The sequence below is a fragment of the Citrobacter sp. JUb117 genome (assembly GCF_024809055.1).
GTDB lineage: Bacteria > Pseudomonadota > Gammaproteobacteria > Enterobacterales > Enterobacteriaceae > Citrobacter > Citrobacter gillenii.
In genome coordinates this window covers 587170-609068 of sequence record NZ_JANUFB010000001.1, presented here as the reverse complement: position 1 = coordinate 609068, position 21899 = coordinate 587170, and the positions used below count along the sequence as shown (strand labels likewise).

Sequence of the window (21899 nt, the reverse complement as noted above, 5' to 3'; positions counted from 1 at the left end):
CAGGAGAGCATAGGTCATGGCACAACATGGTGCACTGGCAACACTAAAAGATCTGGCTGAAAAAGAGGTCGATGACGCCGCTATCTTATTAGGCGAAATGCGGCGCGGCTGTCAGCAGGCAGAAGAACAGTTAAAGATGCTGATCGACTACCAGCACGAGTATCGCACCAATCTTAATAGCGATATGGGTCAGGGGATCACCAGTAACCGCTGGATCAACTACCAGCAATTTATTCAGACGCTGGAAAAAGCAATAGACCAGCATCGCCAACAGCTGAATCAGTGGACGCAGAAAGTTGACCTGGCTCTGAGCAGCTGGCGCGATAAAAAACAACGACTGCAGGCCTGGAAAACTCTACAGGACCGACAGACCACGGCGGCTTTACTGGCTGAAAACCGCCTGGATCAGAAAAAAATGGATGAATTTGCTCAGCGCGCAGCTATGAGGAAACCCGAATGATTACGTTACCCCAACTGATTACTACCGACACCGACGTCACCGCAGGGCTTCAATCAGGAAAGGCGGTTGATTCACCCGAGAACTTTTTAGCCCTACTGGCTGGCGCATTAGGCGCAGGCGACGCACAGGGAAAAGATGCCCCGCTGTCGCTGGCCGATCTTCAGGCTGCGGGTGGCAAACTGCAAAAAGGGTTGCTGCAAGCACAGGGCGATAACGGCCAGGCGGCGAAAATTACGGATCTGCTGGCACAAAAAGGCGGGATCACGGACGCGACACTTGCCGACCTGACCGATGCCCAGCAATTGCTGTCGGCACTCACGCCGTCGCTGAAGGTGAATGCCCTGACAGCGACAGGCAAAGCCGCGCCACACGATGATAAGACCACCACGCTCAGCGATGAGGATCTGGCGAACCTGAGCGCACTATTTGCGATGCTGCCGGGCCAGCCCATCACCACGCCCGTCGGTGAAACCGCATCCGCCCCGGCAGACTCCACCCTGGCCACACTGTTGCGCGGCAATTCGTCCGGCGGGACGGCGGATAACCGCGTCGAACTGACTTCGGGTGAGGTGAAAAAAGGTAAAGCGGATGGCGCGATGCACGCCGCTGGCGTTGACCAGACACGTAATCCTACTTTAACCCCACTGACGGCGGCGGCAACCGCCCACGCGGAGATGGAAAGCACTCCGTCCCCGGTAAGCGTTGGCGCGGCAATTACGCCACCGGCTGGGGCGCAAACGCACGCGCAGCCGCTCCCTGCAGCCGCACCGGTGCTGAGCGCCCCGCTGGGTAGCCACGAATGGCAGCAATCGCTAAGTCAGCACGTCACGCTGTTCACCCGTCAGGGCCAACAAAGCGCGGAACTGCGCTTACATCCACAGGACCTGGGCCAGGTGCAAATCTCCCTCAAGCTGGATGACAACCAGGCGCAATTGCAAATGGTGTCACCACATAGCCACGTGCGTGCCGCGCTGGAAGCAGCGTTGCCGATGCTGCGGACTCAGCTGGCTGAAAGTGGGATCCAACTGGGGCAAAGCAGCATCAGCAGCGAAAGCTTCGCTGGCCAGCAGCAGTCTTCTGCTCAGCAGCAACAGGCGGGGCGCACTCAGGGACAAGACATTTTTGCCAGCGAAGATGACGCCGCTCTGGCCGCCCCGGCCTCGCTGCAAGCCGCCGCGCGCGGTGACGGCGCAGTAGACATCTTCGCCTAACGCCAGAGGTAGCATGATTATCCGCGTCTTTTCCACGCTTTGTCGGGGACAGGACACGGGATAATCAGCCCATAAGCTGTACCGAAACAGGAAGCCCGTATCTGATGACTGACTCCGCGATTAACAAAAAGAGTAAACGCGCTATTTGGATCCCTCTGCTGGTGTTAATTACCCTCGCCGCCTGCGCAACTGCGGGATATAGCTACTGGCGTATGCAGCAGCAGCCGTCCGCCAGCGTTAGCGCGGAACCGGCCCCACCGCCAGCCCCGGTGTTTTTTGCGCTGGATACATTTACCGTCAATCTGGGTGATGCGGATCGCGTGCTGTATATCGGGGTCACGCTGCGTATGAAAGACGAAGCGACGCGCGCGCGTCTGAGCGAATATCTGCCGGAAGTACGCAGCCGTCTGCTGCTGCTGTTTTCGCGTCAGGATGCCGCCACGCTCGCCACCGAGCAAGGTAAACAGCAGTTGATCGCCGCCATCAAAGAGACGCTCGCGACTCCGCTCGTTGTCGGGCAGCCGAAACAGGTTGTCACCGACGTTCTTTATACAGCTTTTATTCTGCGGTAAAGACATGGGCGACAGTATTCTTTCTCAGGCTGAAATTGACGCATTGCTTAACGGCGATAGCGACACCAAAGACGAACCTATTTCCGGTATTGCAAACGAAAGCAATATTCGTCCGTACGATCCCAACACCCAACGCCGCGTTGTTCGCGAGCGTTTGCAGGCGCTGGAGATCATCAACGAACGCTTCGCGCGCCAGTTCCGGATGGGATTATTTAACCTGTTGCGCCGTAGCCCGGATATTACCGTGGGTGCGATCCGCATCCAGCCGTATCACGAGTTTGCGCGTAACTTACCGGTACCAACCAACCTAAACTTGATCCACCTGAAACCGCTCCGCGGTACGGGTCTGGTGGTGTTCTCGCCGAGTCTGGTGTTTATCGCCGTCGATAACCTGTTTGGCGGTGATGGACGCTTCCCGACGAAGGTGGAAGGTCGCGAATTTACGCATACCGAGCAGCGCGTGATCAACCGCATGCTGAAGCTGGCGCTGGAAAGCTACAGCGACGCCTGGAAAGCGATCAATCCGCTGGAAGTGGAGTACGTGCGCTCGGAAATGCAGGTGAAATTTACCAATATCACCACCTCACCAAACGACATTGTGGTGAACACGCCGTTCCACGTTGAAATTGGCAACCTGACCGGTGAATTTAACATCTGTCTGCCCTTCAGCATGATTGAACCGTTGCGCGAGCTGCTGGTTAACCCGCCGCTGGAAAACTCGCGCAATGAGGATCAGAACTGGCGTAATAACCTGGTGCGTCAGGTTCAGCATTCAGAGCTGGAGCTAGTGGCGAACTTTGCCGACATTCCGCTGCGTCTGTCGCAGATTTTAAAGCTCAAACCCGGCGATGTGCTGCCGATTGAAAAACCCGACCGCATTATTGCTCATGTGGACGGCGTGCCTGTGCTGACCAGCCAATATGGCACCGTAAACGGTCAGTATGCGTTACGCGTAGAACATTTGATCAACCCGATTTTGAATTCGCTGAATGAGGAACAGCCCAAATGAGTGACATGAATAATCCGTCCGATGAGAACACTGGTGCATTGGACGATCTGTGGGCTGACGCGTTAAACGAGCAAACAACGACCACGGCTAAAAGTTCGGTAGATGCGGTATTCCAGCAGTTAGGCGGCGGGGACGTCAGCGGTACACTGCAGGACATTGACCTGATCATGGACATTCCGGTCAAGCTGACCGTCGAACTGGGCCGCACTCGCATGACCATCAAAGAGCTGTTGCGCCTGACGCAAGGCTCCGTCGTCGCACTGGACGGTCTGGCGGGCGAGCCGCTGGATATTCTGATCAACGGTTACCTGATTGCTCAGGGCGAAGTGGTTGTCGTCGCAGATAAATACGGCGTGCGTATCACTGACATTATTACGCCGTCTGAACGTATGCGCCGCCTGAGCCGTTAATGATGAACACCCAGGCTACCGTCTCTCAGCCCGCCGCCGTTCCCGGCTCACCGCTGGTGCAGGTCAGCGGCGCGCTGCTGGGCATAATCCTGTTGATCCTCGCCGCGGCCTGGGTCATTAAACGCCTGGGTTTTGCATCCAAAGGGGCCGGTACACGCGGACTGAAAGTCACGGCCAGCACCTCATTGGGACCGCGCGAACGGGTGGTAATTGTTGAGGTTGAGGACGCACGTCTGGTGCTGGGTGTGACCGCATCGCAGATTAACGTGCTGCATACCCTGCCCCCTACGTCCGTGGTGCCCGACGAGAACCCGGCCCCCCCGGCGGATTTCCAGTCCATGATGAAGAGTTTGCTTAAGCGTCCTGGGAGATCCTGATGCGCCGTTTGTTATCCCTCACGCTGCTCGGCTTGTGGCTGTTTAGCCCAGTGGCCGCGGCCCAGCTTCCCGGTCTGGTTAGCCAGCCACTGCCCGGCGGCGGACAAAGCTGGACGTTACCGGTACAAACGCTGGTGTTTATCACCTCGCTGACGTTCCTGCCCGCCATTTTGCTGATGATGACCAGCTTCACCCGCATCATCATCGTTTTCGGTTTGTTACGTAACGCGCTGGGAACACCATCCGCCCCGCCAAACCAGGTGTTACTTGGACTGGCGCTATTTTTGACTTTTTTCATCATGTCCCCGGTGATCGACAAAATCTACGTTGACGCATATCAGCCGTTCAGCGAAGAGAAGATCTCCATGCAGGAAGCGATAGAGAAAGGCGCACAGCCGCTGCGTGAGTTTATGTTGCGCCAGACCCGCGAAGCCGATCTGGCACTGTTTGCGCGTCTGGCAAACAGCGGACCGTTGCAGGGACCGGAAGCAGTGCCGATGCGAATTCTGCTGCCAGCCTATGTCACCAGCGAACTGAAAACCGCCTTCCAGATAGGTTTTACGATTTTCATTCCTTTCCTGATAATCGACCTGGTGATCGCCAGCGTATTGATGGCACTCGGGATGATGATGGTACCGCCCGCCACCATCGCGCTGCCGTTTAAGCTTATGCTGTTTGTGCTGGTTGACGGCTGGCAACTGCTTGTCGGTTCGCTGGCGCAAAGTTTTTACAGTTAGAGGCGCGAAATGACACCTGAATCGGTCATGATGATGGGCACCGAGGCGATGAAAGTCGCTCTTGCCCTCGCCGCACCGTTGTTACTGGTTGCACTGGTGACGGGGCTGATTATTAGCATCCTGCAGGCGGCAACCCAAATTAACGAAATGACGCTGTCGTTCATTCCGAAAATTGTCGCGGTCTTTGTCGCTATTATTGTGGCCGGGCCGTGGATGCTTAACCTGTTGCTGGACTATGTGCGTACGCTGTTCAGCAATATCCCCTATATCATCGGGTAGACGCCGCCATGCTGCAGGTGACGAGCGATCAATGGCTTTACTGGTTGAACCTGTATTTCTGGCCACTGCTGCGTGTATTGGCTCTCATTTCTACGGCACCCATCCTCAGTGAGCGTGCGATACCTAAGCGGGTAAAGCTGGGGTTGGGCCTGATGATAACGGTGGTTATCGCCCCGTCCCTACCTGCCAATGACGTGCCAATTTTCTCCATCGCGGCTTTATGGTTGGCGATGCAGCAAATCCTGATCGGTATTGCGTTAGGCTTCACCATGCAATTTGCATTTGCTGCTGTGCGTACGGCCGGTGAGTTAATTGGCCTGCAAATGGGGCTTTCTTTCGCCACATTCTTTGACCCCGGCAGTCGACTGAACATGCCCGTGCTGGCACGACTGATGGATTTACTTGCCATGCTGCTGTTTTTGACCTTTAACGGTCACCTATGGTTGATCTCACTGCTGGTAGACACGTTTCATACCCTGCCGATCGGCGGTCACCCGGTAAACAGTAATGCCTTCCTCGCCCTCGCGCGCGCGGGCAGCTTAATATTTCTCAACGGGCTGATGCTGGCGCTGCCGGTGATGACGCTGCTGCTCACGCTCAACCTCGCGCTCGGATTGTTAAATCGTATGGCTCCCCAGCTCTCCGTTTTTGTCATTGGCTTTCCGCTGACCCTGACGGTAGGTATTTCTTTAATGGCCGCATTAATGCCATTAATTGCCCCATTCTGCGAACGATTATTCAGCGAAATTTTTAATTTACTTGCCGATATCATCAGTGAAATGCCCACAAATAATAACCCATAGTATTTATCCTGTTTTACTAAGGATTGTCCGAAATTAAAAAATAGACCACATCTACCAGGATAACGCTGCCGCGGCTTATTTGTTTTTGCCTTACTCACAGAACGCAACATTTACTTTACTTTAAGAAGTTTCCTGGCAAATTATACGCAACTTTACGGGATAGTAAATCCGCCTGAAAACAAGCAGTAAAAGCGTCATCTTGGGTTGTTATTATTCCGTTTAGTTGTGCAGAAATAATCAGGTAAGGGGAATTATCGTTACGCATTGAGTGAGGGTATGCCATGTCAACGATTATTATGGATTTATGCAGTTACACCCGGTTAGGGTTGACCGGGTATCTGGTAAGCCGGGGGGTGAAAAAAAAGGAAATCAACGGTATTTCAACCGTTGACGAACTCAGTATCGCCTGTGACGTACATCAACCTGCTGTGGTGTTTATTAATGAAGACTGTTTCATCCACGATCCGGCTAACAGTCAGCAAATAAAGCAAATCATTAATCAGCATCCCAGTACATTATTTATCGTATTTATGGCTATTGCCAACGTCCATTTTGATGAATATCTCCTGGTCAGAAAAAATTTATTAATCAGTTCAAAGTCGATTAAACCGGATTCACTGGACGAATTGCTTGGCGATATTCTTAAAAAGGATGCGGATATTGTTGTCGATGTCAATCTGCCGACACTGTCATTAAGCCGCACCGAGTCCAGCATGTTACGCATGTGGATGGAGGGTCAGGGAACCATTCAGATTTCCGATCAAATGAATATCAAAGCAAAAACCGTCTCATCCCATAAGGGGAATATAAAACGAAAGATCAAAACGCATAATAAACAGGTGATCTATCACGTCGTTCGACTCACCGATAACGTCACCAACGGTATCTTTGTGAATATGCGCTAGTATGTGCTGACTGGTGGGAATGTCACCAGTCAGCATCAAGACACAAGCGGTATGATTAGTCTACCTTCTCCACAAAAATACCATCCTGATGACCTGACTCGTTAAAGAACCAGATACCGAGCGGGTAGTCTTCCAGCGAAACCAGGTACATGGTGCCTTCACTAAACTCCTCGATTGCCAGTACCCGGCCAGGCCGACGAGGACCGCCGTCCGTTTTGACTGTAACCCGATCATTCACCTTCATCATTTTCCTCCTGTGGCTTTGTGCCAGTGTAGAACAAATTCTATTTTCTGGCAGCGCCTGGCGTGCGCGATTGCGGGTTTTCTCGACGGTCTATACTTAGAAAGTGTGCGTTAGCGATTTTGCTGCATACACCCGGTATCCGTAACGGTTGAGAGGTAGGTGAATGAAAACCGCGAAAGAGTACAGCGAGACGGCCAAACGTGAGGTCAGCGTTGATGTAGACGCGCTGCTGGAGGCAATCAACGAAATCTGCGAGAGCGAGATTCATCGCAGCCGCGATGACCCGGATCGCGTCAGTGTTGACGGTCGTGATTACCATACATGGCATGAGTTAGCCGAAGCGTTTGAGTTAGATATCCACGATTTTAGCGTGACGGAAATCAATCGCTGACTTCAGGCGAAAAAAATCCCGGCCCTCAGTGGGTCGGGATCAAGCTTGCTTATGCAAGAAGCACTTGAAAATTCGTTACACCAGGAAATCTGATGTGAGGCCAACCTTATCTACAATTTTTTTGCCTGACAAGTAAATAATTCTCACCAAAATGATAAATATAACTAATGGTTGAGAGATCACTCACTTACGCCTGAACGTAATGTTCAGGCATCCTGCCGTTGTTGCCCTTTACCGGACGTCAGTTCATCTTCACGGAATGCTTCCCGCTTGACGCCAAAGCCATCGTACCAGCGACACTCGACCATGCCGCTAGCGTATCCGGTGACAATCATGCGTGGGCCACCCTGTTTCACGGTGACTTCCTCACTGACAGAAAAGACCATACCTGCCTCCTGTATCAAGAGAAACCTTTTCACCTTAGACGACAAGCAGCCTTTTTGCATAATCAGGTAAACAAAAATTAGTGTGAAACACCGCGCAGTTTTGCGACCATTTTCACCAGCAGTACCACAATGCCACCAATGATAAAGCCCAATACAAGGTTTAACAGGGTCGGAATCATCATTGAAATGAATGAATTCTGTTGCTGGGCGAACTGCTCGATCGCATGATGCAACGGCGCGATCCCATGGACGACAATGCCGCCCCCTACCAAAAACATCGCCAGAGTTCCTACCACCGACAGCGTTTTCATCAGCCAGGGCGCCACCACCAGCAAGCCTTTACCCAGCGCCTGAGCGACCGCGCTGCGCTTTTCAGCCAGCCAGAAGCCGATGTCGTCCAACTTGACGATAATGCCAACCAGGCCGTATACGCCAACGGTCACCGCTAAAGCGATCCCTGACAGCACCAGAACCTGATTGAGCAACGGCGCATCGGCCACAATTCCCAGCGTAATCGCCACAATCTCCGCAGATAAAATAAAATCGGTACGTACGGCCCCTTTGATTTTATCTTTCTCAAAGGTCAGTGGGTCCTGCGCCGCCAGCTCTGCCAGACGCTGCTGGCGTTCTTCCGGCGTTTCCTGATGTTTGCGCGCCTGCAGCGTATGCAGGACTTTTTCCACGCCTTCAAAACAGAGGAACGCCCCACCAATCATTAATAACGGGGTAATCGCCCAGGGAATAAAGGCACTGATCAGTAACGCCAACGGCACAAGAATAACTTTGTTGACGAAAGATCCTTTTGCCACGCTCCAGACGACCGGAAGTTCACGGTTTGCCCGTACGCCCGATACCTGCTGCGCGTTAAGCGACAGGTCATCTCCCAGAACGCCCGCGGTTTTTTTTGCGGCCAATTTTCCCATCATGGAGACATCGTCAAGCAGCGTGGCGATGTCATCGAGTAAGGTCAGTAAGCTACTTCCTGCCAAAATTTTCACCCTCAATATTATTTTTTTCCGTCATTAGTATGAAGTAAAAAACGTGATGCTGAAACTCACCTTTATGGTCAACAAATTTTTAACAACAACGGGCAATTATAAATCTCGCCAGCACGATAGTTTTGACGTTTACTATGTTGCGCCTTTTTATTTCCACCGTGAGGGATTATGCGTTTCAGGCAATTGTTACCGCTTTTCAGTGCGCTGTTCGCGCTATACATCATTTGGGGTTCCACCTACTTCGTTATCCGCATTGGCGTTGAGAGCTGGCCGCCGCTCATGATGGCCGGCGTGCGTTTTCTGTCTGCGGGGATTTTGTTAACCGCATTTTTACTTCTGCGCGGCCACAAACTGCCGCCATTACGCCCGCTGCTCAATGCCGCACTGATCGGTATTCTGCTGCTGGCAGTGGGAAATGGGTTGGTCACCGTCGCCGAACACCAGAACGTCCCTTCCGGCATCGCTGCCGTGGTGGTCGCTACCGTCCCACTGTTTACGCTGTGCTTCAGCTATTTCTTTGGCATTAAAACCCGCAAGCTGGAGTGGATGGGCATCGCTATCGGACTGGCCGGGATCATTATGCTTAACAGCGGCGGGAATTTGAGTGGTAACCCCTGGGGTGCAGTGTTGATCCTGATTGGCTCAATGAGCTGGGCATTCGGTTCCGTGTACGGTTCCCGCATTACCTTACCCGTGGGTATGATGGCCGGTGCAATTGAAATGCTCGCCGCCGGTATCGTGCTGATGGGGGCCTCGCTTATCTCCGGGGAAAAGCTGACTACAATGCCATCTTTTTCTGGGTTTATGGCGGTCGCTTACCTGGCGCTGTTCGGCTCCATTATCGCCATCAACGCATATATGTACCTGATCCGTAACGTGAGTCCGGCGCTGGCAACCAGCTATGCCTACGTCAACCCGGTTGTTGCCGTCTTATTAGGTACCGGTCTGGGAGGTGAAAGCCTGGCGTTCATCGAGTGGCTGGCACTCGGAGTGATTGTTTTTGCCGTGGTGCTGGTGACGCTGGGTAAATACCTGTTCCCGGTCAAAGCAGACGCGGTCGCCGCACCGTCGGAAAAATCGTTACAGTAAATGAATACCCTGGGTGTCGATCTGCGCGGTAGCGCCACCGCTGCAGATCCACTCGACCACGCGCTCGGACAGCGCCTCATCGCTGAGTTTTTTTCGCCCTCGTATGGCGCACTCCCAGATAATGAGTACCCGCCAGCCAAGTGCCTGCAGTCTCTCGCGATCCCGCGCATCGCGTTCAACGTTTTTGCCTATTTTAGCCAGCCAGAATTGCGTGCGCGTCGCGGGGGTCTTGAATAAATAACACTCGTGGTGATGCCAGAAACAGCCATGGGTAAAAATAACACACTGATAGTCATCCACCACAAAATCAGGGCGGCCAGGTAACGCCGCATCCTGCACGCGAAACGTTACCCCCTGCTCTGTTAATACGTTGGACAGACGTTTCTCAATCGCCGTATCGCGGGTCGCGATTGCCCGCATATTTTTACTGCGCGTGGCCTTATCGTGAACGTCTGCCATGCAGACTCTCTTTCTCACGCAGCGCGACGGCCTGTTTGATTTTTGGCTCCAGCAGTCGGGCTACCGCGGCAAATGCCGGGACCACCACCGAATTGCCGAACTGGCGATAGGCCTGGGTATCTGACACCGGAATACGGAACTGATAACCCTGAGGCGACTCAAATCCCATCAGGCGCGCGCACTCTCGGGGTGTAAGTCTACGTGGTCGGTGCAACTGGTTGTGCGGATCGTCAAAATCCTGTTCACCCAGTGCCATATCCCAGCCACGGTCGATTAATATTTCTGCCCCGTCCTTGTAATAGCGCGCAGATAACGTGCGCGTTACGCTGTGCGGATTGCCAGGATATACCATGCCGTAGCCAAAGCCGTTCCCCCGCGCCTGATGCTTTTTCGCGTAGCGATATAAATATTTCCACAACACCGGCGTCAGGATGTATTTCACGTCAACGGTCGGTTCAAGCAGCTCGGCCAGCGTAATACGCCGCTGCGGGTAGCGGGTGACAATATCCCGTAGCGTAAAGTCATTTTTCAGATTCAGATCGCGTCGAAAGCCCACGAGGACAATACGTTCGCGATGCTGCGGTAAAAAGTGTTTTCCATCGATAATTTTAGGATCGTCCGGCCCGTTTTCCGCCGCATCCGCCACGTCATACCCTAACTCATCCAGCGTTTGCATAATGATGCGAAACGTTTTCCCCTGGTCATGGCTCTTCAGATTTTTGACGTTTTCCAGCACAAAGATTGCCGGACGGCGGGCATCAATGATTCTGACCACGTCGAAAAATAGCGTACCTTGCGTATCACAGGCAAAACCGTGCGCACGACCTAAGGCATTTTTCTTGGAGACGCCTGCCAGCGAAAACGGCTGGCAGGGAAAGCCAGCCAGCAGCACATCATGCTGAGGGACATGCTGGCGGATATGTTCAGCCGCCTCCTCATCGCTCACCCCGGCACGATGGCTTAACGTAATATCGCGAATATCTTCATTAAAATAGTGCTGGTCAGGATCGCAATAGTAATTCGCTTTGTAAGTACGCACCGCATGCTTGTTCCACTCGCTGGTAAACACGCACTGTCCACCGATCGCTTCGAAGCCGCGGCGAATACCGCCAATTCCGGCGAAAAGATCGATAAAACGAAAAGCATACTGCGGATGATGCACCGGCGGTGTCGGTAGCAAGGTCTTCAGGTGGGAATATTCACGATCGCTCAGGCGGTGCCATGTCTCGTTCGCCACCACACGTTTAAAGATGGCCGGGCTCCAGTGATGCTCACCGACGCCATTAAGGTGAGCCACCAGCGTTTTCACGTCGTAAATCTCAAGCAGCTTAGCCAACATCACCTGCACGGCGATCCCGGTATCCTCTGTCATCAGGTTTATGGTGCCTGTTACTGAAAAATTTTCCTGCATACATTTAACCGGCCGAAATGGATTAGCGACAGGTTAACATAAAACAGAGGTGTTTACGTTTCAGCTGTGCAGGCTACCGATGCGCCTTAAAGGGCTGAATCGCGGTGAGATCCAGCTCCTCATACTCCCCTTTTAACTCGGCGCTTAATTTCGCCATATAGGTCAGCAAAAAATCAGCGTTATGCTGCGCTAAATACCGTCCCTGTGCCGTTTGCATCGTCATCGGCAGTTGCAATAATTTGGTCTGGAAATGATCGAGTGCATACTGCTTGTCGTTGAGCTCGCGCCGTTGTGCAAAAGGGTCTTCCGCATCAAACAATGCCACCCCCAGTGCACCAGAAACCGCAAATACGCGGGCTAAGCCAATGGCCCCCAACGCCTCAAGTCTGTCAGCATCCTGAACAATTTTGGCCTCGATCGTGGTTGGCGAAATTTTTGCGCTAAAACTGTGTGCTTCAATGGCATGACTTACCGCCGGCAGCCGGTCTTCTGGAAATGTGGGGAAAAACTGCGTCAATACGCGGCAGGTTTCCTGCGCCGCCAGTACCGACGAGCGATGTCGGTCAGGATGGTTTTTCGGCAAGCTGATAAGGTCATGAAAATAGCAGGCTGTCAGCACCACCAGCCAGTCGATGGTTGCATCAGCACCCAACTGTTGTGACGTCATCCACACACGACGAAAATGAAAGATGTCATGGGCTGCATCCTGCCCGAGGTGATTTTCACGTAACCATGCTTCAAATTGCGACTGCCAGTACTGTAAATCCATGCTATTCCTCGCGAGCGCTACGGCCATATATACACCGCATAAATTAACCCACCTATTTTACAACATCAAATGATTAATCATTATGGGCCAGGGCCAGAATCTACAAATTATAAATACAATCAACATAAACATACTAAATTTATATAAAATCAAAATTCAATATAATCAACATCAAACTCATAACCTAATGATAAATAAATCATTTACATGGTAAATGTGAAACACGTAAACATATTAAATAAATAACAAAAATCCAAACAGAAATATTTTGAAATCTTTTAAATAGATTTGTTACACGTTATATTTTAAAATAAATGAACTTCATAGAATAGTATCAAAACGTAGTCTTTTGGATAGAACTACATATTCACATCAATTATTATCATAAGGGAATACATAATGAAAAGAAAAGCTCTGGCACTTCTTCTCCCGGCATTATTAGCTGCAGGCGCAGCAAATGCGGCAGAAATCTATAATAAAGATGGCAACAAACTGGATCTGTACGGCAAAGTCGATGCACGTCATGTCTTTTCTGAAGACGCCTCTCAGGACGGGGACGCTACTTATGTACGACTGGGCTTCAAAGGTGAAACTCAGATTAATTCTGATCTGATCGGATTTGGTCAGTGGGAATACAACATTCAGGCAAATGAAGCTGAAGATGGCGCTGCAAATACTGCAACTCGTCTGGGCTTTGCTGGTCTGAAATTCAGTGATTATGGCTCCTTCGACTATGGCCGTAATTATGGCGTGTTATATGACATCGAAGCATGGACTGACATGCTGCCAGTATGGGGCGGCGATTCATACACCTACACTGATAACTTTATGACAGGTCGTACCAATGGTGTAGCAACTTATCGCAACACTGATTTCTTTGGGCTGGTTGAAGGTTTAAATTTTGCACTGCAATATCAAGGTGCAAATGAGAGCGAGAGTGCCTTCTTTGGTCAGGAAGGAACCAATAATGGCCGTGATGTCCGTAAACAGAACGGTGATGGTTTCGGTATGTCCACAACTTACGACTTCGGCATGGGCATCAGTGCCGGTGCTGCATTCGCATCTTCTGACCGCACTAATGAACAACAGTATGGCACCACTGCTAATGGAGAAAAGGCAGAAGCCTGGACTGTTGGTCTGAAATACGATGCTAACGACATCTATCTTGCAACCATGTATGCAGAAACCCGCAATATGACTCCTGTGGGAAGTAGTGGCAAATGTAGTAATTGTTTTGCCAATAAAACCCAGAACTTTGAAGTAACAGCCCAATATCAGTTTGATTTCGGTCTGCGTCCAGAAATTTCTTACCTGCAGTCTAAAGGTAAGGACCTGACTGAAGACATGGGATTCATTACCAATAAGTATGACAACCAAGATCTGGTTAAATACGTATCTATTGGTGCTAACTACTACTTCAATAAAAACTTCTCTACCTACGTTGATTATAAAATCAACCTACTAGACGGTGATGACGAATTCTATGAAGCAGTTGGTATTTCAACTGACGATGTCGTAGGTATTGGTATGGTCTACCAGTTCTAATTCTGCTCAATACGCAGCAAGCCCGCTTCATATGAAGCGGGCTTTTTTTTATACGAAGCGTATTTTCGCGCCAGGCAGGCAATACAGCGACAAACTTGTGAGGATATTCAAAGAAAAAAACATCGGTGAGAACTGTCGTTGAAAGCAAGGCCTGCAAGTGCTTGAATAGTGGCGGAGAGAGGGGGATTTGAACCCCCGGTAGAGTTGCCCCTACTCCGGTTTTCGAGACCGGTCCATTCAGCCGCTCTGGCATCTCTCCGTTCTGGCGGTTGCCATGATGCCAGGTAATTTGGCATTTTAACAGACCCCGTTCCGTCAATTTCGTTCAAGTGACGAGTTTGCGAGCAAAACGATGATTAAGTGGCCCTGGAAAGAGCAAGAAACAACCCGGAATGATGACTGGCCGTGGGATGACGCCCTGGCAATTCCTCTTCTGGTGAATCTCACTGAGCAAGAACAAGCCAGACTTATCGCGCTGGCTGAGCGTTTTTTACAGCAAAAAAGGTTAGTTGCACTGCAGGGACTTGAACTGGATCCGCTAAAAAGTGCGCGTATTGCTCTGCTTTTCTGTTTGCCCATTCTGGAATTGGGTATCGAGTGGCTTGATGGTTTTCATGAAGTTCTGATCTACCCTGCCCCGTTTGTCGTGGATGATGAATGGGAGGATGACATTGGATTGGTGCATAATCAACGCGTTGTTCAGTCCGGGCAAAGCTGGCAGCAGGGTCCAATTATCCTGAACTGGCTCGATATTCAGGACTCCTTCGATGCCTCGGGTTTTAATCTGATTATCCATGAAGTGGCGCACAAGCTGGATATGCGTAATGGCGATCGGGCCAGCGGTATTCCGGCGATCCCGCTGCGGGATATCGCTGGCTGGGAACACGATTTGCATGCAGCAATGAATAATATTCAGGATGAAGTTGACCTGGTGGGTGAAACCGCTTGCAGTATAGACGCCTATGCTGCGACCGATCCTGCCGAATGTTTTGCCGTGTTATCTGAATATTACTTCAGCGCACCCGAGTTATTTGCGCCTCGTTTTCCTGCACTATGGCAGCGTTTTTCCCAGTTTTATCGGCAGAATCCCCTGCAACGACTACGCGATAACCGGGAAGATGAGAATAATCGCTCATCGAATGTGCATTAATACTGCATTTTGAGGATTAATTAACCAATTGAAATGACGTGCTAATTTTACTGTTGACACGTCATGGTGAGGTCAGTAATATGCGCCTCGTTCACACGATTCCTCTGTAGTTCAGTCGGTAGAACGGCGGACTGTTAATCCGTATGTCACTGGTTCGAGTCCAGTCAGAGGAGCCAAATTCTTGTTTTCGTGCAGCTTCATTAATACCTGTATGGTTTTAATACAACAGCTTAGCGTGAAAACTTCTCCTGATGCATTTTGATTTTATCCTCCGCATCGGGAAAAATTGGTGGTCAAATCTGGGGTCCGGTTCGTTCTATTATGGAGTGACCCCATATGTCTCTTACCGAAACCAAAATCCGCAGTCTCAAACCATCTGATAAACCCTTTAAGATTTCTGACTCTCACGATCTGTATCTTCTGATTAAACCGGGCCGACTCACGTCACTGGTATCTCAAGTATCGTAGTGACGGCAAAGTGAAAAGAGAAAAAGCAGTGCGAAGAGATCCATGCGGCGATTGTGATCAGTGCTCACAATCGCCGGACCGCTTTTCGGCAGTCTCTCACGAGATTTAACAAGCAGACCCAGCCACCGCCACAGCCACAGCCAGACAGCTCTATTCGAAAATGAAACGTTACCAGAAACGTTTTCTGAGTGCGGTTTCAATCTCGATATCAACGCAGTAGAACTGCAAAATCACCCACACGGCATCGACCAACGCCTCGGTCAACGCCGGATAATCATCATTAATGATGGTGTTGATTTGCTCAACGGATTCATCAAGATATTCCTGAATACTCTCTTCAAATTCCTCTTTGGTCGCTTGATTGCGAAAAAAGCTGAAGGTATCCAGTTTTTCAATTAACAGATCGAGTTGTTCTTCAATACCGTTTAACTGCGCAGGCGTGACGTCAGGATCACGGGCGATCAGTGTAAAAAAGCTCTGCACTTTGGCTTTAAGTTCGATAATCGTCGGAAGATGAAGTTTATCCGATGCCGCACTGCTGGCCTCTGGTCCGGTTTTTGTTACGAACGGCTGTGGTTCTCCTGCCCCGACGCCAGCTTTAACTTCGGTATGGGGTAAGGCTGGCTCGACTACTTCGCTTTCTTCTTCAGTTGGGAGTGGCGTAACCTCTTGCGCCGTTTCGCCGTTGATATGTTGGCGTAGACGACGGTGGAAATAGCTCTCCGGCTCTGCAAAGACAAGCGCGTGTTCACGTTGTGCCTGGCTATACGGCACCATCTGGAGAAGTGCTTCAAATATCTCTTTATGATCCAATTCGATTGCCGCCACGAGTGGACTGTTACCACGGCAATTCTTTACGGCCAGGTCAGCACCATACTGCTGTAATAACTTCAGGATCCGCACAGCCGTGGATTCAAAACGGGGAAATTCATTTGAGACACCGCCGGTGACGGCGCACAGGGCAGGAGTGAAACCCTCACCATTCTTCACATGCGGGTTTGCCCCTTGCTCCAGGAGCAGTTCGACACAGGATTGAGCACCGTAGTAACAGGCGCACATCAACGGTGTAAATCGTTCATCGACTGAAAACTCTTCGAGTTTTGCGCCATGTTGTAACAGCAACTGAACGGTTTGACGCCGTATTGGGCCGGTTATTGCGTCTATAGAGTAGGTAGAAATCGCTTTATGTAATATCGGCGAGTTATCGAAACCACAATGGGTATGAATATCGCCTCCTTGGTTAATCAGCCATTCAAGGAGTTGACTGCGGCAAGAAATAGCCGCGGCTGAGACAAAGTTAGTATCGTAAATATTGGTCAGGTTTAAATCGAGTCCCTTAGGTAGCAAATACTCCATCACCTGAATGATCGTTTCTTGATCTTCTTTCCATGAACCACGCTGGGTGATGGTCAGTAAGGTCGGTTCTTCCACAGCACCAAATTTCTTATTGATATCGAGACCATACTGTAAAAAGAGATCGAGAAACTGGGGTAAAAACGTTCTGTTTTTTACCATGGGGAAGACCAGTAATCGTAAATTTGACCAAATCAACATCTTATAGGATTCACCTGTATTGACAAATTCACTATTGGGGTCAGCGCCATATTTAAGTAACAGCTCAAGAGCCTGATAGATGTAGTCACGTTGATCGGGGTCAGTATATTTGTCATTGTCCAGGTACTGGCTGATCAACGGTGCCTGGTAAGATTCTGGTGGCGTCATCTTATAGATGCGATTGATATCGACGGTCACCTTAAGCAGTTTCTCGACAATTCTCAAATCAAACTTAGATTTCAGTGCCGCATAGACCAGACTTTTGGCGCGTGAATCGGCTTTCAGTTGTGGCAAATTGTCGAGTAAATATTCGCAGAAGTCCTGTGCGTTGGCATAAACGCACAATTCCAACAAATTGGCGTCATCCCAAAAACTGCTATCATTGGCCATAATGTAGCGTTCTTTTTTAAAGTCAGGAAACCGTTTCACCAACGGCGCAAAGGTTTCAAGCCCCCAAAACTCACTCGCAAAAATAATATTTTCGATTAGCGCAGACGCTTCGATATCCAGCGCAATATCTTTATTTATGATATGTATAAAAAGGTCTTTACTTCTTTCAGAATATAATATTTCCAGCGGAAGATTAAGTTCACCATTGGTCCAAAAACTCACAGGCTTATTGATATCTAAATGAGCGTCAAGCAGAAGGTCAATCATGTCTCTGCGTTGATAATCCTGGTAGGTATACTGTGGCTCGGGGTGATAAAGGTAATTAAGCCAACAATTATTGTAGCGATTTTGATAATAAAGATCGGCACCTAAAGTGAGGTAAAGCCTCACCAACGCCGTATTATTAAACTCAATAGCTGAATGAAAGGCGCTAAAACCATTGCACTCAATTTTCGCCCCTTTATCGAATAAGTATTGTACTAGGGAGATATCTGACTCGGGACTGCGTGAGAGAGGAACCAGAACGTTACAAGGGGAAATATCGGGATCAATAAAATTGATATCCCCTCCATTAGCAAGGTACGTTTCAATTTTTTGTATTTTTTTAGAGGTGGATAGTTTGCTGTCTAAGCAAATTTGCCGTAGCGTGAGTTTACTATCCTTAAAAATCCAGTTCAGCATAAAATTCCTTATCAGGGGCTAATAATCGCAGACGTTCACACACTTTAGTCAATCGTAATTCAGGTCAATCTCGTTGAATTTATTGTCGCGATTCTGAATAACGCGCATCAACCAACGCCATTAACAACGGTCCCGCCTTTTCCAGTCCTTTTAATCCATCCTTAATCCAGACCCCTTTCCCACGCCAGGCCAACCGCGCAGCATGATCAAACTGGTCATAGTCCACCGGATACACCAGCGCCGGAATATTCTTTTGCAAGCAATGCCACATTATTCCTGCACCACCATGGTGAATGACCGCATCATAGTGCGTTAGCCAGTCATCGTAGTTCACCCAGGATACACGGTAGACATTGTCCTGCCGCTGCGATTCCGCTGCACAATGATGTCCATCAGTGAAATGAAAAACCCACTCGGGCAACGTACTTGCTAGCGCGATAACAGCTTGCATTACCGCATCTTTATGCCAGTCCAGATGTGTACCGAGCGTCACCAGCACATGGCGTTTATTTACTTCAAAGGGCGGTGCAACGCCTTGCGATGGCGGCGTGTAGAGCGCCGGGCCGATAAAACTAACCGCAGCGGGCCAGCGACGCGGGAATTCGAATGTTTCTTCGCTTAGTGCCAGTATACGCAGCGGCGAGTAAGTACTTTCGCTGCCATCCTGCCGGTACAGGCGCGTGATACCGGTCTGGCGAATAACGTCGCGAAATAGCCAGAACACGGCCAGTTTGAACAGTCGCACCTTTTTACGCTGGAGCGCGTGCCCCCCATGCTGAATCGCGTTCTGCGCGGGCATTAACCCGCCGCAATACGCAGGAGCGCCATCGGAGGTTTCCAGCACACAGGGTGACGGCAGACTACTCCACCAGGGGATATCCAACCTGCGACAAACTTCGCCGACAATGGGCAGTGTAAAGTCCGCTATCGCCAGATCCGGCGTACCTTCGCGCAGCCACAGATGTTCCAGTTCATCGGCAAAATTTTTCAATAACCCCACCACGTGGCGAAACTGCCGATACAGCCGCAGCGGATGGGAGCCAACCGCATATTTCGGATTCACCACCTCCAACAGCGGCGTATCGTAATCACCATGCAAAGACAGCCCCATCAGCCCCGCCGCCGCAACAGAAGTAGCCACGCCGTGCTTGCTAATAATCCGCACCTGATAGCGTTCAGACAGCGCCCGCCCCATCGCCAGCACCGGATGTAAATGACCGGAAAACGGCGGTGCCAGCAAATCAATGCGGGTGACACCCGCGGGGATCAGATCAAATAAACGCTGCATCTACGCCCCCTGTTTGCCTGTATCAGCAATAAACCGCCGACACAGCGCCGCCAGTTGCGGCTGTTCAAGATAATTCATATGGCTGCAGGCAATGCGTTGGTCTGCCTGGCGAAACCAGCAACGAGAAATCCAGTCCTGATCGCCTTGTACCAGCAAGTGATGGCAGTCCGGTCGGCGGCCCGCCACCGGTCCAAAAGCAAAAACACTGACGCGCGCCAACCACTCTGGCAGTAAGTGCAGTTGGTTAAACAGTTCCAGTCCGCAACTGCCGGAAAGCAACAACGTATGGCTTGCTGACGCCAGCATCTCCAGCGCCTGTTGTCGGTAGCGCAGGGCAAAGCTGACGTGCTGCGCGCCAAGGTATTCCCGCGCATTGTTGACACTGGCGCGCAGCAGGCCGGTTGCCAGCCATGGCACGGACTGTACGGTCCACGGAAAATTCACATCCACGTGCTGATGGTGGCCGACGACCTGCTGTATAAACGTTGCCTGTGCGGGACTGAGCGAGCAGTTATCCGCACGGCTACGGCCAGTAATAAAGGCAATCTGCAAATCCGGCTTTATCATAGCGACGTAAACCAATCATTGCTGAAAATACGATACCGCCGCGAGCGCCAGTAAATAGTGCGATTCACCAGCGCATTCAGCAAATGGAAAGGCTGAAGTAACTCAGAGAGCAACGACAACAATGGATGCGAGGGGATCTCCACCGCGACCGCACGCTGAACGTAACGCAGCGCCAGATGGTGTATTGCTAATACCCCCAGAAGCAGAGCCGTTTGGGTCGCCCCACCAAAGGCCAGAATCACCAGTGCCCACAGCAACAAAGGGTGTAGCCCCTGCAACAGAAAAATAGCCAGATTGATTGCCGCACTTTTTTCATGCATCAGTAGCGTGGCAAACAGGAACCAGCGATGCATTTGGCGGAAATAGCGTTTAGCATCGGCAACGCTGGTCTGCACGCGCACCGCCGCAGCAGACTGCACAATACGCACGCCATGGCGAGTTAACAGTTTCGCCATCGCCAGATCGTCCGTCAGATGACGTAACACCGGCGCAAAACCACCAACACTCGCCAGCGTTTTACCGTGAATGGCGTAACACATACCGTTCAGCGTCAGTGGCGGCGAAAACGGTAACAGCGGCAAATAGGTCAGGGCTGAGTTGTCGTTAACAAACTGCGCCAGCAAACGGGAAGGCAGGTTATCCGCCGCACGATACCAGGGAAGCGCTATCACCAGCGTGCTCTCCGTCAGAGCATCCAGCATGTTGCACAATGACTCCGCGCTCAATACTGCATCATCGTCCAGCACCAGAATCACATCACGCGTTACCTGCACCCTCGCCTGTTCCAGCTTAAACAGCTTGGGATTAACGCCCTCTGGCGCCTGAGGAAAGGAGAGAACAGTAATATGCTGCTGGGGATAGCGTACTTGCAAACGCTGCGTGACCCGCGCAGCTTCCGCATCGTCATCGCCATCGTCAATCAGCCAAAGAAATGCCGCACCACGCAACTGCCCCACCGTCGAGGCCAGTACACTTTCCAGTGTAGGATCGCCGCTGAGGATGGGCTGCATGACCATGACCGTATGCAGATCGCCGCCACGCGGCAAACGCAACACCCCACCACCGCGCTGCAGTTGCTGCAATATGCGTGGAACGATGGTGTTATCATGCGGACCAAACAAACCACGAGGGCGCAGTAGCACAAAGGTAGTGGCGGGGAAACGGGTGACGGCACCGCTAATTTCCTGCTCCGCCTGAAATTTGCTGTTGGCGTAATGGCTGGAAAAAGCGCGCGCACGGTAGCTTTCCGGCAGAACGTAATGATGCTGAAAATCAAAGTAGACCGCAGGGGTCGAAATATGGATAAAGCGCGGTATCTGGGCATGTCCGGCGGCCTGCGCCAACACGCGGGTTGCCAGCACATTGGCGAGGAAAAATTCCGCCTGTTTGCCCCAGGGCGAGGATTCGGCGGCGCAGTGCCACACCGCGTGACAGCCAGTCATTAACCGAATACAGTCATTTTGACGGGCTTGCGTCAGATCCAGCGGGATAAAATGCGCACCGACCTGCGCCAGTTGTAGCGCCTGTGCCGCCAGTCCCGCCTGGCTGTCGTGCAAAGAGGCGTGATAACGATGAACAATACCACAACGTTTTTCCATATAACCCACCGCTTTGCCGAATCTGCTATCCAGTTCGGCAGAGGTGACGCACGTTGACGGTAAGGCAATTCCTGTCGCGATAATCTTGCACTTTGTGACAGACGAGCCAGAGTGTGTTTTTTCCATAAAACCAACTGTTGTCTTATTC

23 protein-coding genes, 2 tRNA genes and 3 pseudogenes are annotated in these 21899 nt (G+C 51.0%); 16 read left to right on the top strand and 12 right to left on the bottom strand.

The window, feature by feature from the left end:
- Nucleotides 1-16: 16 nt before the first annotated feature.
- From fliJ to rcsA, 10 genes are all read left to right on the top strand, one after another.
- Nucleotides 17-460, top strand: coding sequence for a flagellar export protein FliJ (gene fliJ / locus M2374_RS02920; RefSeq protein WP_115258827.1), 444 nt, complete (start codon nucleotides 17-19; stop codon nucleotides 458-460).
- On the top strand, nucleotides 457-1671 hold the full coding sequence (gene fliK, locus M2374_RS02915) for a flagellar hook length control protein FliK (protein ID WP_146717317.1): 1215 nt from the start codon (nucleotides 457-459) through the stop codon (nucleotides 1669-1671). Before fliJ ends, fliK begins: the two co-directional genes overlap by 4 nt.
- A 104-nt stretch (nucleotides 1672-1775) precedes the next feature.
- Nucleotides 1776-2243: a flagellar basal body-associated protein FliL gene (gene fliL, locus M2374_RS02910; RefSeq protein WP_181688268.1), complete on the top strand. Its 468-nt coding sequence runs from the start codon at nucleotides 1776-1778 to the stop codon at nucleotides 2241-2243.
- 4 nt (nucleotides 2244-2247) lie between these two features.
- Nucleotides 2248-3252, top strand: coding sequence for a flagellar motor switch protein FliM (fliM, locus tag M2374_RS02905; protein WP_115258830.1), 1005 nt, complete (start codon nucleotides 2248-2250; stop codon nucleotides 3250-3252).
- Complete coding sequence (fliN, locus tag M2374_RS02900; protein ID WP_096757515.1) at nucleotides 3249-3662, top strand: flagellar motor switch protein FliN; 414 nt, start codon at nucleotides 3249-3251, stop codon at nucleotides 3660-3662. The genes fliM and fliN overlap by 4 nt, the downstream gene beginning before the upstream one ends.
- Nucleotides 3662-4039, top strand: a complete 378-nt coding sequence (gene fliO / locus M2374_RS02895) for a flagellar biosynthetic protein FliO (protein WP_135912238.1) — start codon at nucleotides 3662-3664, stop codon at nucleotides 4037-4039. Before fliN ends, fliO begins: the two co-directional genes overlap by 1 nt.
- Complete coding sequence (gene fliP / locus M2374_RS02890; protein WP_115258832.1) at nucleotides 4039-4776, top strand: flagellar type III secretion system pore protein FliP; 738 nt, start codon at nucleotides 4039-4041, stop codon at nucleotides 4774-4776. Before fliO ends, fliP begins: the two co-directional genes overlap by 1 nt.
- Nucleotides 4777-4785: 9 nt before the next feature.
- Nucleotides 4786-5055, top strand: a complete 270-nt coding sequence (gene fliQ, locus M2374_RS02885) for a flagellar biosynthesis protein FliQ (RefSeq protein WP_115258833.1) — start codon at nucleotides 4786-4788, stop codon at nucleotides 5053-5055.
- An 8-nt stretch (nucleotides 5056-5063) separates the two neighbouring features.
- Nucleotides 5064-5858, top strand: a complete 795-nt coding sequence (gene fliR, locus M2374_RS02880) for a flagellar biosynthetic protein FliR (protein ID WP_115258834.1) — start codon at nucleotides 5064-5066, stop codon at nucleotides 5856-5858.
- 281 nt (nucleotides 5859-6139) lie between these two features.
- The gene (rcsA, locus tag M2374_RS02875; RefSeq protein WP_181219414.1) at nucleotides 6140-6763 is read left to right on the top strand and encodes a transcriptional regulator RcsA; all 624 of its coding nucleotides are present in this window, start codon (nucleotides 6140-6142) and stop codon (nucleotides 6761-6763) included.
- Nucleotides 6764-6818: 55 nt separating this feature from the next.
- On the opposite strand, the gene dsrB is transcribed toward rcsA, so the two are convergent.
- Nucleotides 6819-7007 carry a protein DsrB gene (gene dsrB, locus M2374_RS02870; RefSeq protein WP_170974186.1) on the bottom strand — a complete coding sequence of 63 codons (189 nt, stop codon included), beginning with the start codon at nucleotides 7005-7007 and terminating at the stop codon, nucleotides 6819-6821.
- A gap of 163 nt (nucleotides 7008-7170) precedes the next feature.
- Here dsrB and yodD point away from each other — a divergent pair, with 163 nt between their 5' ends.
- Nucleotides 7171-7398 (top strand): YodD family peroxide/acid resistance protein, encoded by a 228-nt coding sequence (gene yodD, locus M2374_RS02865; RefSeq protein ID WP_096757522.1) that lies wholly within the window; start codon nucleotides 7171-7173, stop codon nucleotides 7396-7398.
- Between the two features lie 206 nt (nucleotides 7399-7604).
- Here the strand turns inward: yodD and M2374_RS02860 are convergent, their stop codons facing one another.
- Nucleotides 7605-7784: a YodC family protein gene (locus M2374_RS02860; RefSeq protein ID WP_170973029.1), complete on the bottom strand. Its 180-nt coding sequence runs from the start codon at nucleotides 7782-7784 to the stop codon at nucleotides 7605-7607.
- 77 nt (nucleotides 7785-7861) lie between these two features.
- Entirely contained in the window at nucleotides 7862-8773 is a 912-nt protein-coding gene (locus M2374_RS02855; RefSeq protein WP_115259966.1) for a DUF808 domain-containing protein, read from the bottom strand.
- Nucleotides 8774-8950: 177 nt separating this feature from the next.
- On the opposite strand from M2374_RS02855, the gene yedA reads away from it, so the two are divergent.
- A complete protein-coding gene (gene yedA, locus M2374_RS02850) occupies nucleotides 8951-9871 on the top strand; it encodes a drug/metabolite exporter YedA (RefSeq protein WP_096757525.1) in 921 nt (306 codons plus the stop codon).
- Here yedA and M2374_RS02845 read toward each other — a convergent pair.
- The 3 genes from M2374_RS02845 to M2374_RS02835 all read right to left on the bottom strand — a co-directional run bounded on the left by M2374_RS02845 (nucleotide 9863) and on the right by M2374_RS02835 (nucleotide 12510).
- Nucleotides 9863-10330 (bottom strand): very short patch repair endonuclease, encoded by a 468-nt coding sequence (locus tag M2374_RS02845; protein ID WP_174360985.1) that lies wholly within the window; start codon nucleotides 10328-10330, stop codon nucleotides 9863-9865. The two genes, yedA and M2374_RS02845, sit on opposite strands and share 9 nt — an antisense overlap.
- Entirely contained in the window at nucleotides 10311-11741 is a 1431-nt protein-coding gene (locus M2374_RS02840; protein ID WP_115258838.1) for a DNA cytosine methyltransferase, read from the bottom strand. Before M2374_RS02840 ends, M2374_RS02845 begins: the two co-directional genes overlap by 20 nt.
- A 73-nt stretch (nucleotides 11742-11814) precedes the next feature.
- Nucleotides 11815-12510: a phosphohydrolase gene (locus M2374_RS02835; RefSeq protein ID WP_115258839.1), complete on the bottom strand. Its 696-nt coding sequence runs from the start codon at nucleotides 12508-12510 to the stop codon at nucleotides 11815-11817.
- Between the two features lie 399 nt (nucleotides 12511-12909).
- On the opposite strand from M2374_RS02835, the gene ompC reads away from it, so the two are divergent.
- The gene (gene ompC, locus M2374_RS02830) at nucleotides 12910-14055 is read left to right on the top strand and encodes a porin OmpC (protein ID WP_181688269.1); all 1146 of its coding nucleotides are present in this window, start codon (nucleotides 12910-12912) and stop codon (nucleotides 14053-14055) included.
- A 169-nt stretch (nucleotides 14056-14224) separates the two neighbouring features.
- Here ompC and M2374_RS02825 read toward each other — a convergent pair.
- Nucleotides 14225-14314: transfer RNA gene (locus M2374_RS02825), tRNA-Ser, on the bottom strand.
- A 93-nt stretch (nucleotides 14315-14407) separates the two neighbouring features.
- Here M2374_RS02825 and mtfA point away from each other — a divergent pair.
- From mtfA to M2374_RS02810, 3 genes and pseudogenes are all read left to right on the top strand, one after another.
- Complete coding sequence (gene mtfA / locus M2374_RS02820) at nucleotides 14408-15205, top strand: DgsA anti-repressor MtfA (RefSeq protein ID WP_135912245.1); 798 nt, start codon at nucleotides 14408-14410, stop codon at nucleotides 15203-15205.
- A gap of 100 nt (nucleotides 15206-15305) precedes the next feature.
- Nucleotides 15306-15381, top strand: a tRNA-Asn gene (locus tag M2374_RS02815).
- Nucleotides 15382-15541: 160 nt separating this feature from the next.
- A pseudogene (locus tag M2374_RS02810) lies at nucleotides 15542-15692 on the top strand (Arm DNA-binding domain-containing protein); the annotation flags it as partial.
- Between the two features lie 149 nt (nucleotides 15693-15841).
- Here the strand turns inward: M2374_RS02810 and M2374_RS02805 are convergent.
- The 5 genes and pseudogenes from M2374_RS02805 to M2374_RS22275 all read right to left on the bottom strand — a co-directional run.
- Nucleotides 15842-18298, bottom strand: a complete 2457-nt coding sequence (locus M2374_RS02805; protein WP_181688274.1) for an ankyrin repeat domain-containing protein — start codon at nucleotides 18296-18298, stop codon at nucleotides 15842-15844.
- A gap of 79 nt (nucleotides 18299-18377) precedes the next feature.
- Entirely contained in the window at nucleotides 18378-19586 is a 1209-nt protein-coding gene (locus tag M2374_RS02800) for a glycosyltransferase (protein WP_181688275.1), read from the bottom strand.
- Nucleotides 19587-20153: a hypothetical protein gene (locus M2374_RS02795; protein WP_117341827.1), complete on the bottom strand. Its 567-nt coding sequence runs from the start codon at nucleotides 20151-20153 to the stop codon at nucleotides 19587-19589.
- Nucleotides 20150-21175, bottom strand: a pseudogene (locus tag M2374_RS22280) (glycosyltransferase); the annotation flags it as partial. The gene M2374_RS02795 and the pseudogene M2374_RS22280, both read right to left, overlap by 4 nt.
- Before the next feature lie 6 nt (nucleotides 21176-21181).
- Nucleotides 21182-21751: pseudogene (locus tag M2374_RS22275) on the bottom strand (NAD-dependent epimerase/dehydratase family protein); the annotation flags it as partial.
- Nucleotides 21752-21899: the final 148 nt, after the last annotated feature.

Bases quoted from the DNA above. Each gene is read 5' to 3' on its own strand.
- fliJ (WP_115258827.1), top strand. From the start codon at position 17: ATGGCACAACATGGTGCACTGGCAACACTAAAAGATCTGGCTGAAAAA.
- fliK (WP_146717317.1), top strand. From the start codon at position 457: ATGATTACGTTACCCCAACTGATTACTACCGACACCGACGTCACCGCA.
- fliL (WP_181688268.1), top strand. From the start codon at position 1,776: ATGACTGACTCCGCGATTAACAAAAAGAGTAAACGCGCTATTTGGATC.
- fliM (WP_115258830.1), top strand. From the start codon at position 2,248: ATGGGCGACAGTATTCTTTCTCAGGCTGAAATTGACGCATTGCTTAAC.
- fliN (WP_096757515.1), top strand. From the start codon at position 3,249: ATGAGTGACATGAATAATCCGTCCGATGAGAACACTGGTGCATTGGAC.
- fliO (WP_135912238.1), top strand. From the start codon at position 3,662: ATGATGAACACCCAGGCTACCGTCTCTCAGCCCGCCGCCGTTCCCGGC.
- fliP (WP_115258832.1), top strand. From the start codon at position 4,039: ATGCGCCGTTTGTTATCCCTCACGCTGCTCGGCTTGTGGCTGTTTAGC.
- fliQ (WP_115258833.1), top strand. From the start codon at position 4,786: ATGACACCTGAATCGGTCATGATGATGGGCACCGAGGCGATGAAAGTC.
- fliR (WP_115258834.1), top strand. From the start codon at position 5,064: ATGCTGCAGGTGACGAGCGATCAATGGCTTTACTGGTTGAACCTGTAT.
- rcsA (WP_181219414.1), top strand. From the start codon at position 6,140: ATGTCAACGATTATTATGGATTTATGCAGTTACACCCGGTTAGGGTTG.
- dsrB (WP_170974186.1), bottom strand. From the start codon at position 7,007: ATGAAGGTGAATGATCGGGTTACAGTCAAAACGGACGGCGGTCCTCGT.
- yodD (WP_096757522.1), top strand. From the start codon at position 7,171: ATGAAAACCGCGAAAGAGTACAGCGAGACGGCCAAACGTGAGGTCAGC.
- M2374_RS02860 (WP_170973029.1), bottom strand. From the start codon at position 7,784: ATGGTCTTTTCTGTCAGTGAGGAAGTCACCGTGAAACAGGGTGGCCCA.
- yedA (WP_096757525.1), top strand. From the start codon at position 8,951: ATGCGTTTCAGGCAATTGTTACCGCTTTTCAGTGCGCTGTTCGCGCTA.
- M2374_RS02845 (WP_174360985.1), bottom strand. From the start codon at position 10,330: ATGGCAGACGTTCACGATAAGGCCACGCGCAGTAAAAATATGCGGGCA.
- M2374_RS02840 (WP_115258838.1), bottom strand. From the start codon at position 11,741: ATGCAGGAAAATTTTTCAGTAACAGGCACCATAAACCTGATGACAGAG.
- M2374_RS02835 (WP_115258839.1), bottom strand. From the start codon at position 12,510: ATGGATTTACAGTACTGGCAGTCGCAATTTGAAGCATGGTTACGTGAA.
- ompC (WP_181688269.1), top strand. From the start codon at position 12,910: ATGAAAAGAAAAGCTCTGGCACTTCTTCTCCCGGCATTATTAGCTGCA.
- mtfA (WP_135912245.1), top strand. From the start codon at position 14,408: ATGATTAAGTGGCCCTGGAAAGAGCAAGAAACAACCCGGAATGATGAC.
- M2374_RS02805 (WP_181688274.1), bottom strand. From the start codon at position 18,298: ATGCTGAACTGGATTTTTAAGGATAGTAAACTCACGCTACGGCAAATT.
- M2374_RS02800 (WP_181688275.1), bottom strand. From the start codon at position 19,586: ATGCAGCGTTTATTTGATCTGATCCCCGCGGGTGTCACCCGCATTGAT.
- M2374_RS02795 (WP_117341827.1), bottom strand. From the start codon at position 20,153: ATGATAAAGCCGGATTTGCAGATTGCCTTTATTACTGGCCGTAGCCGT.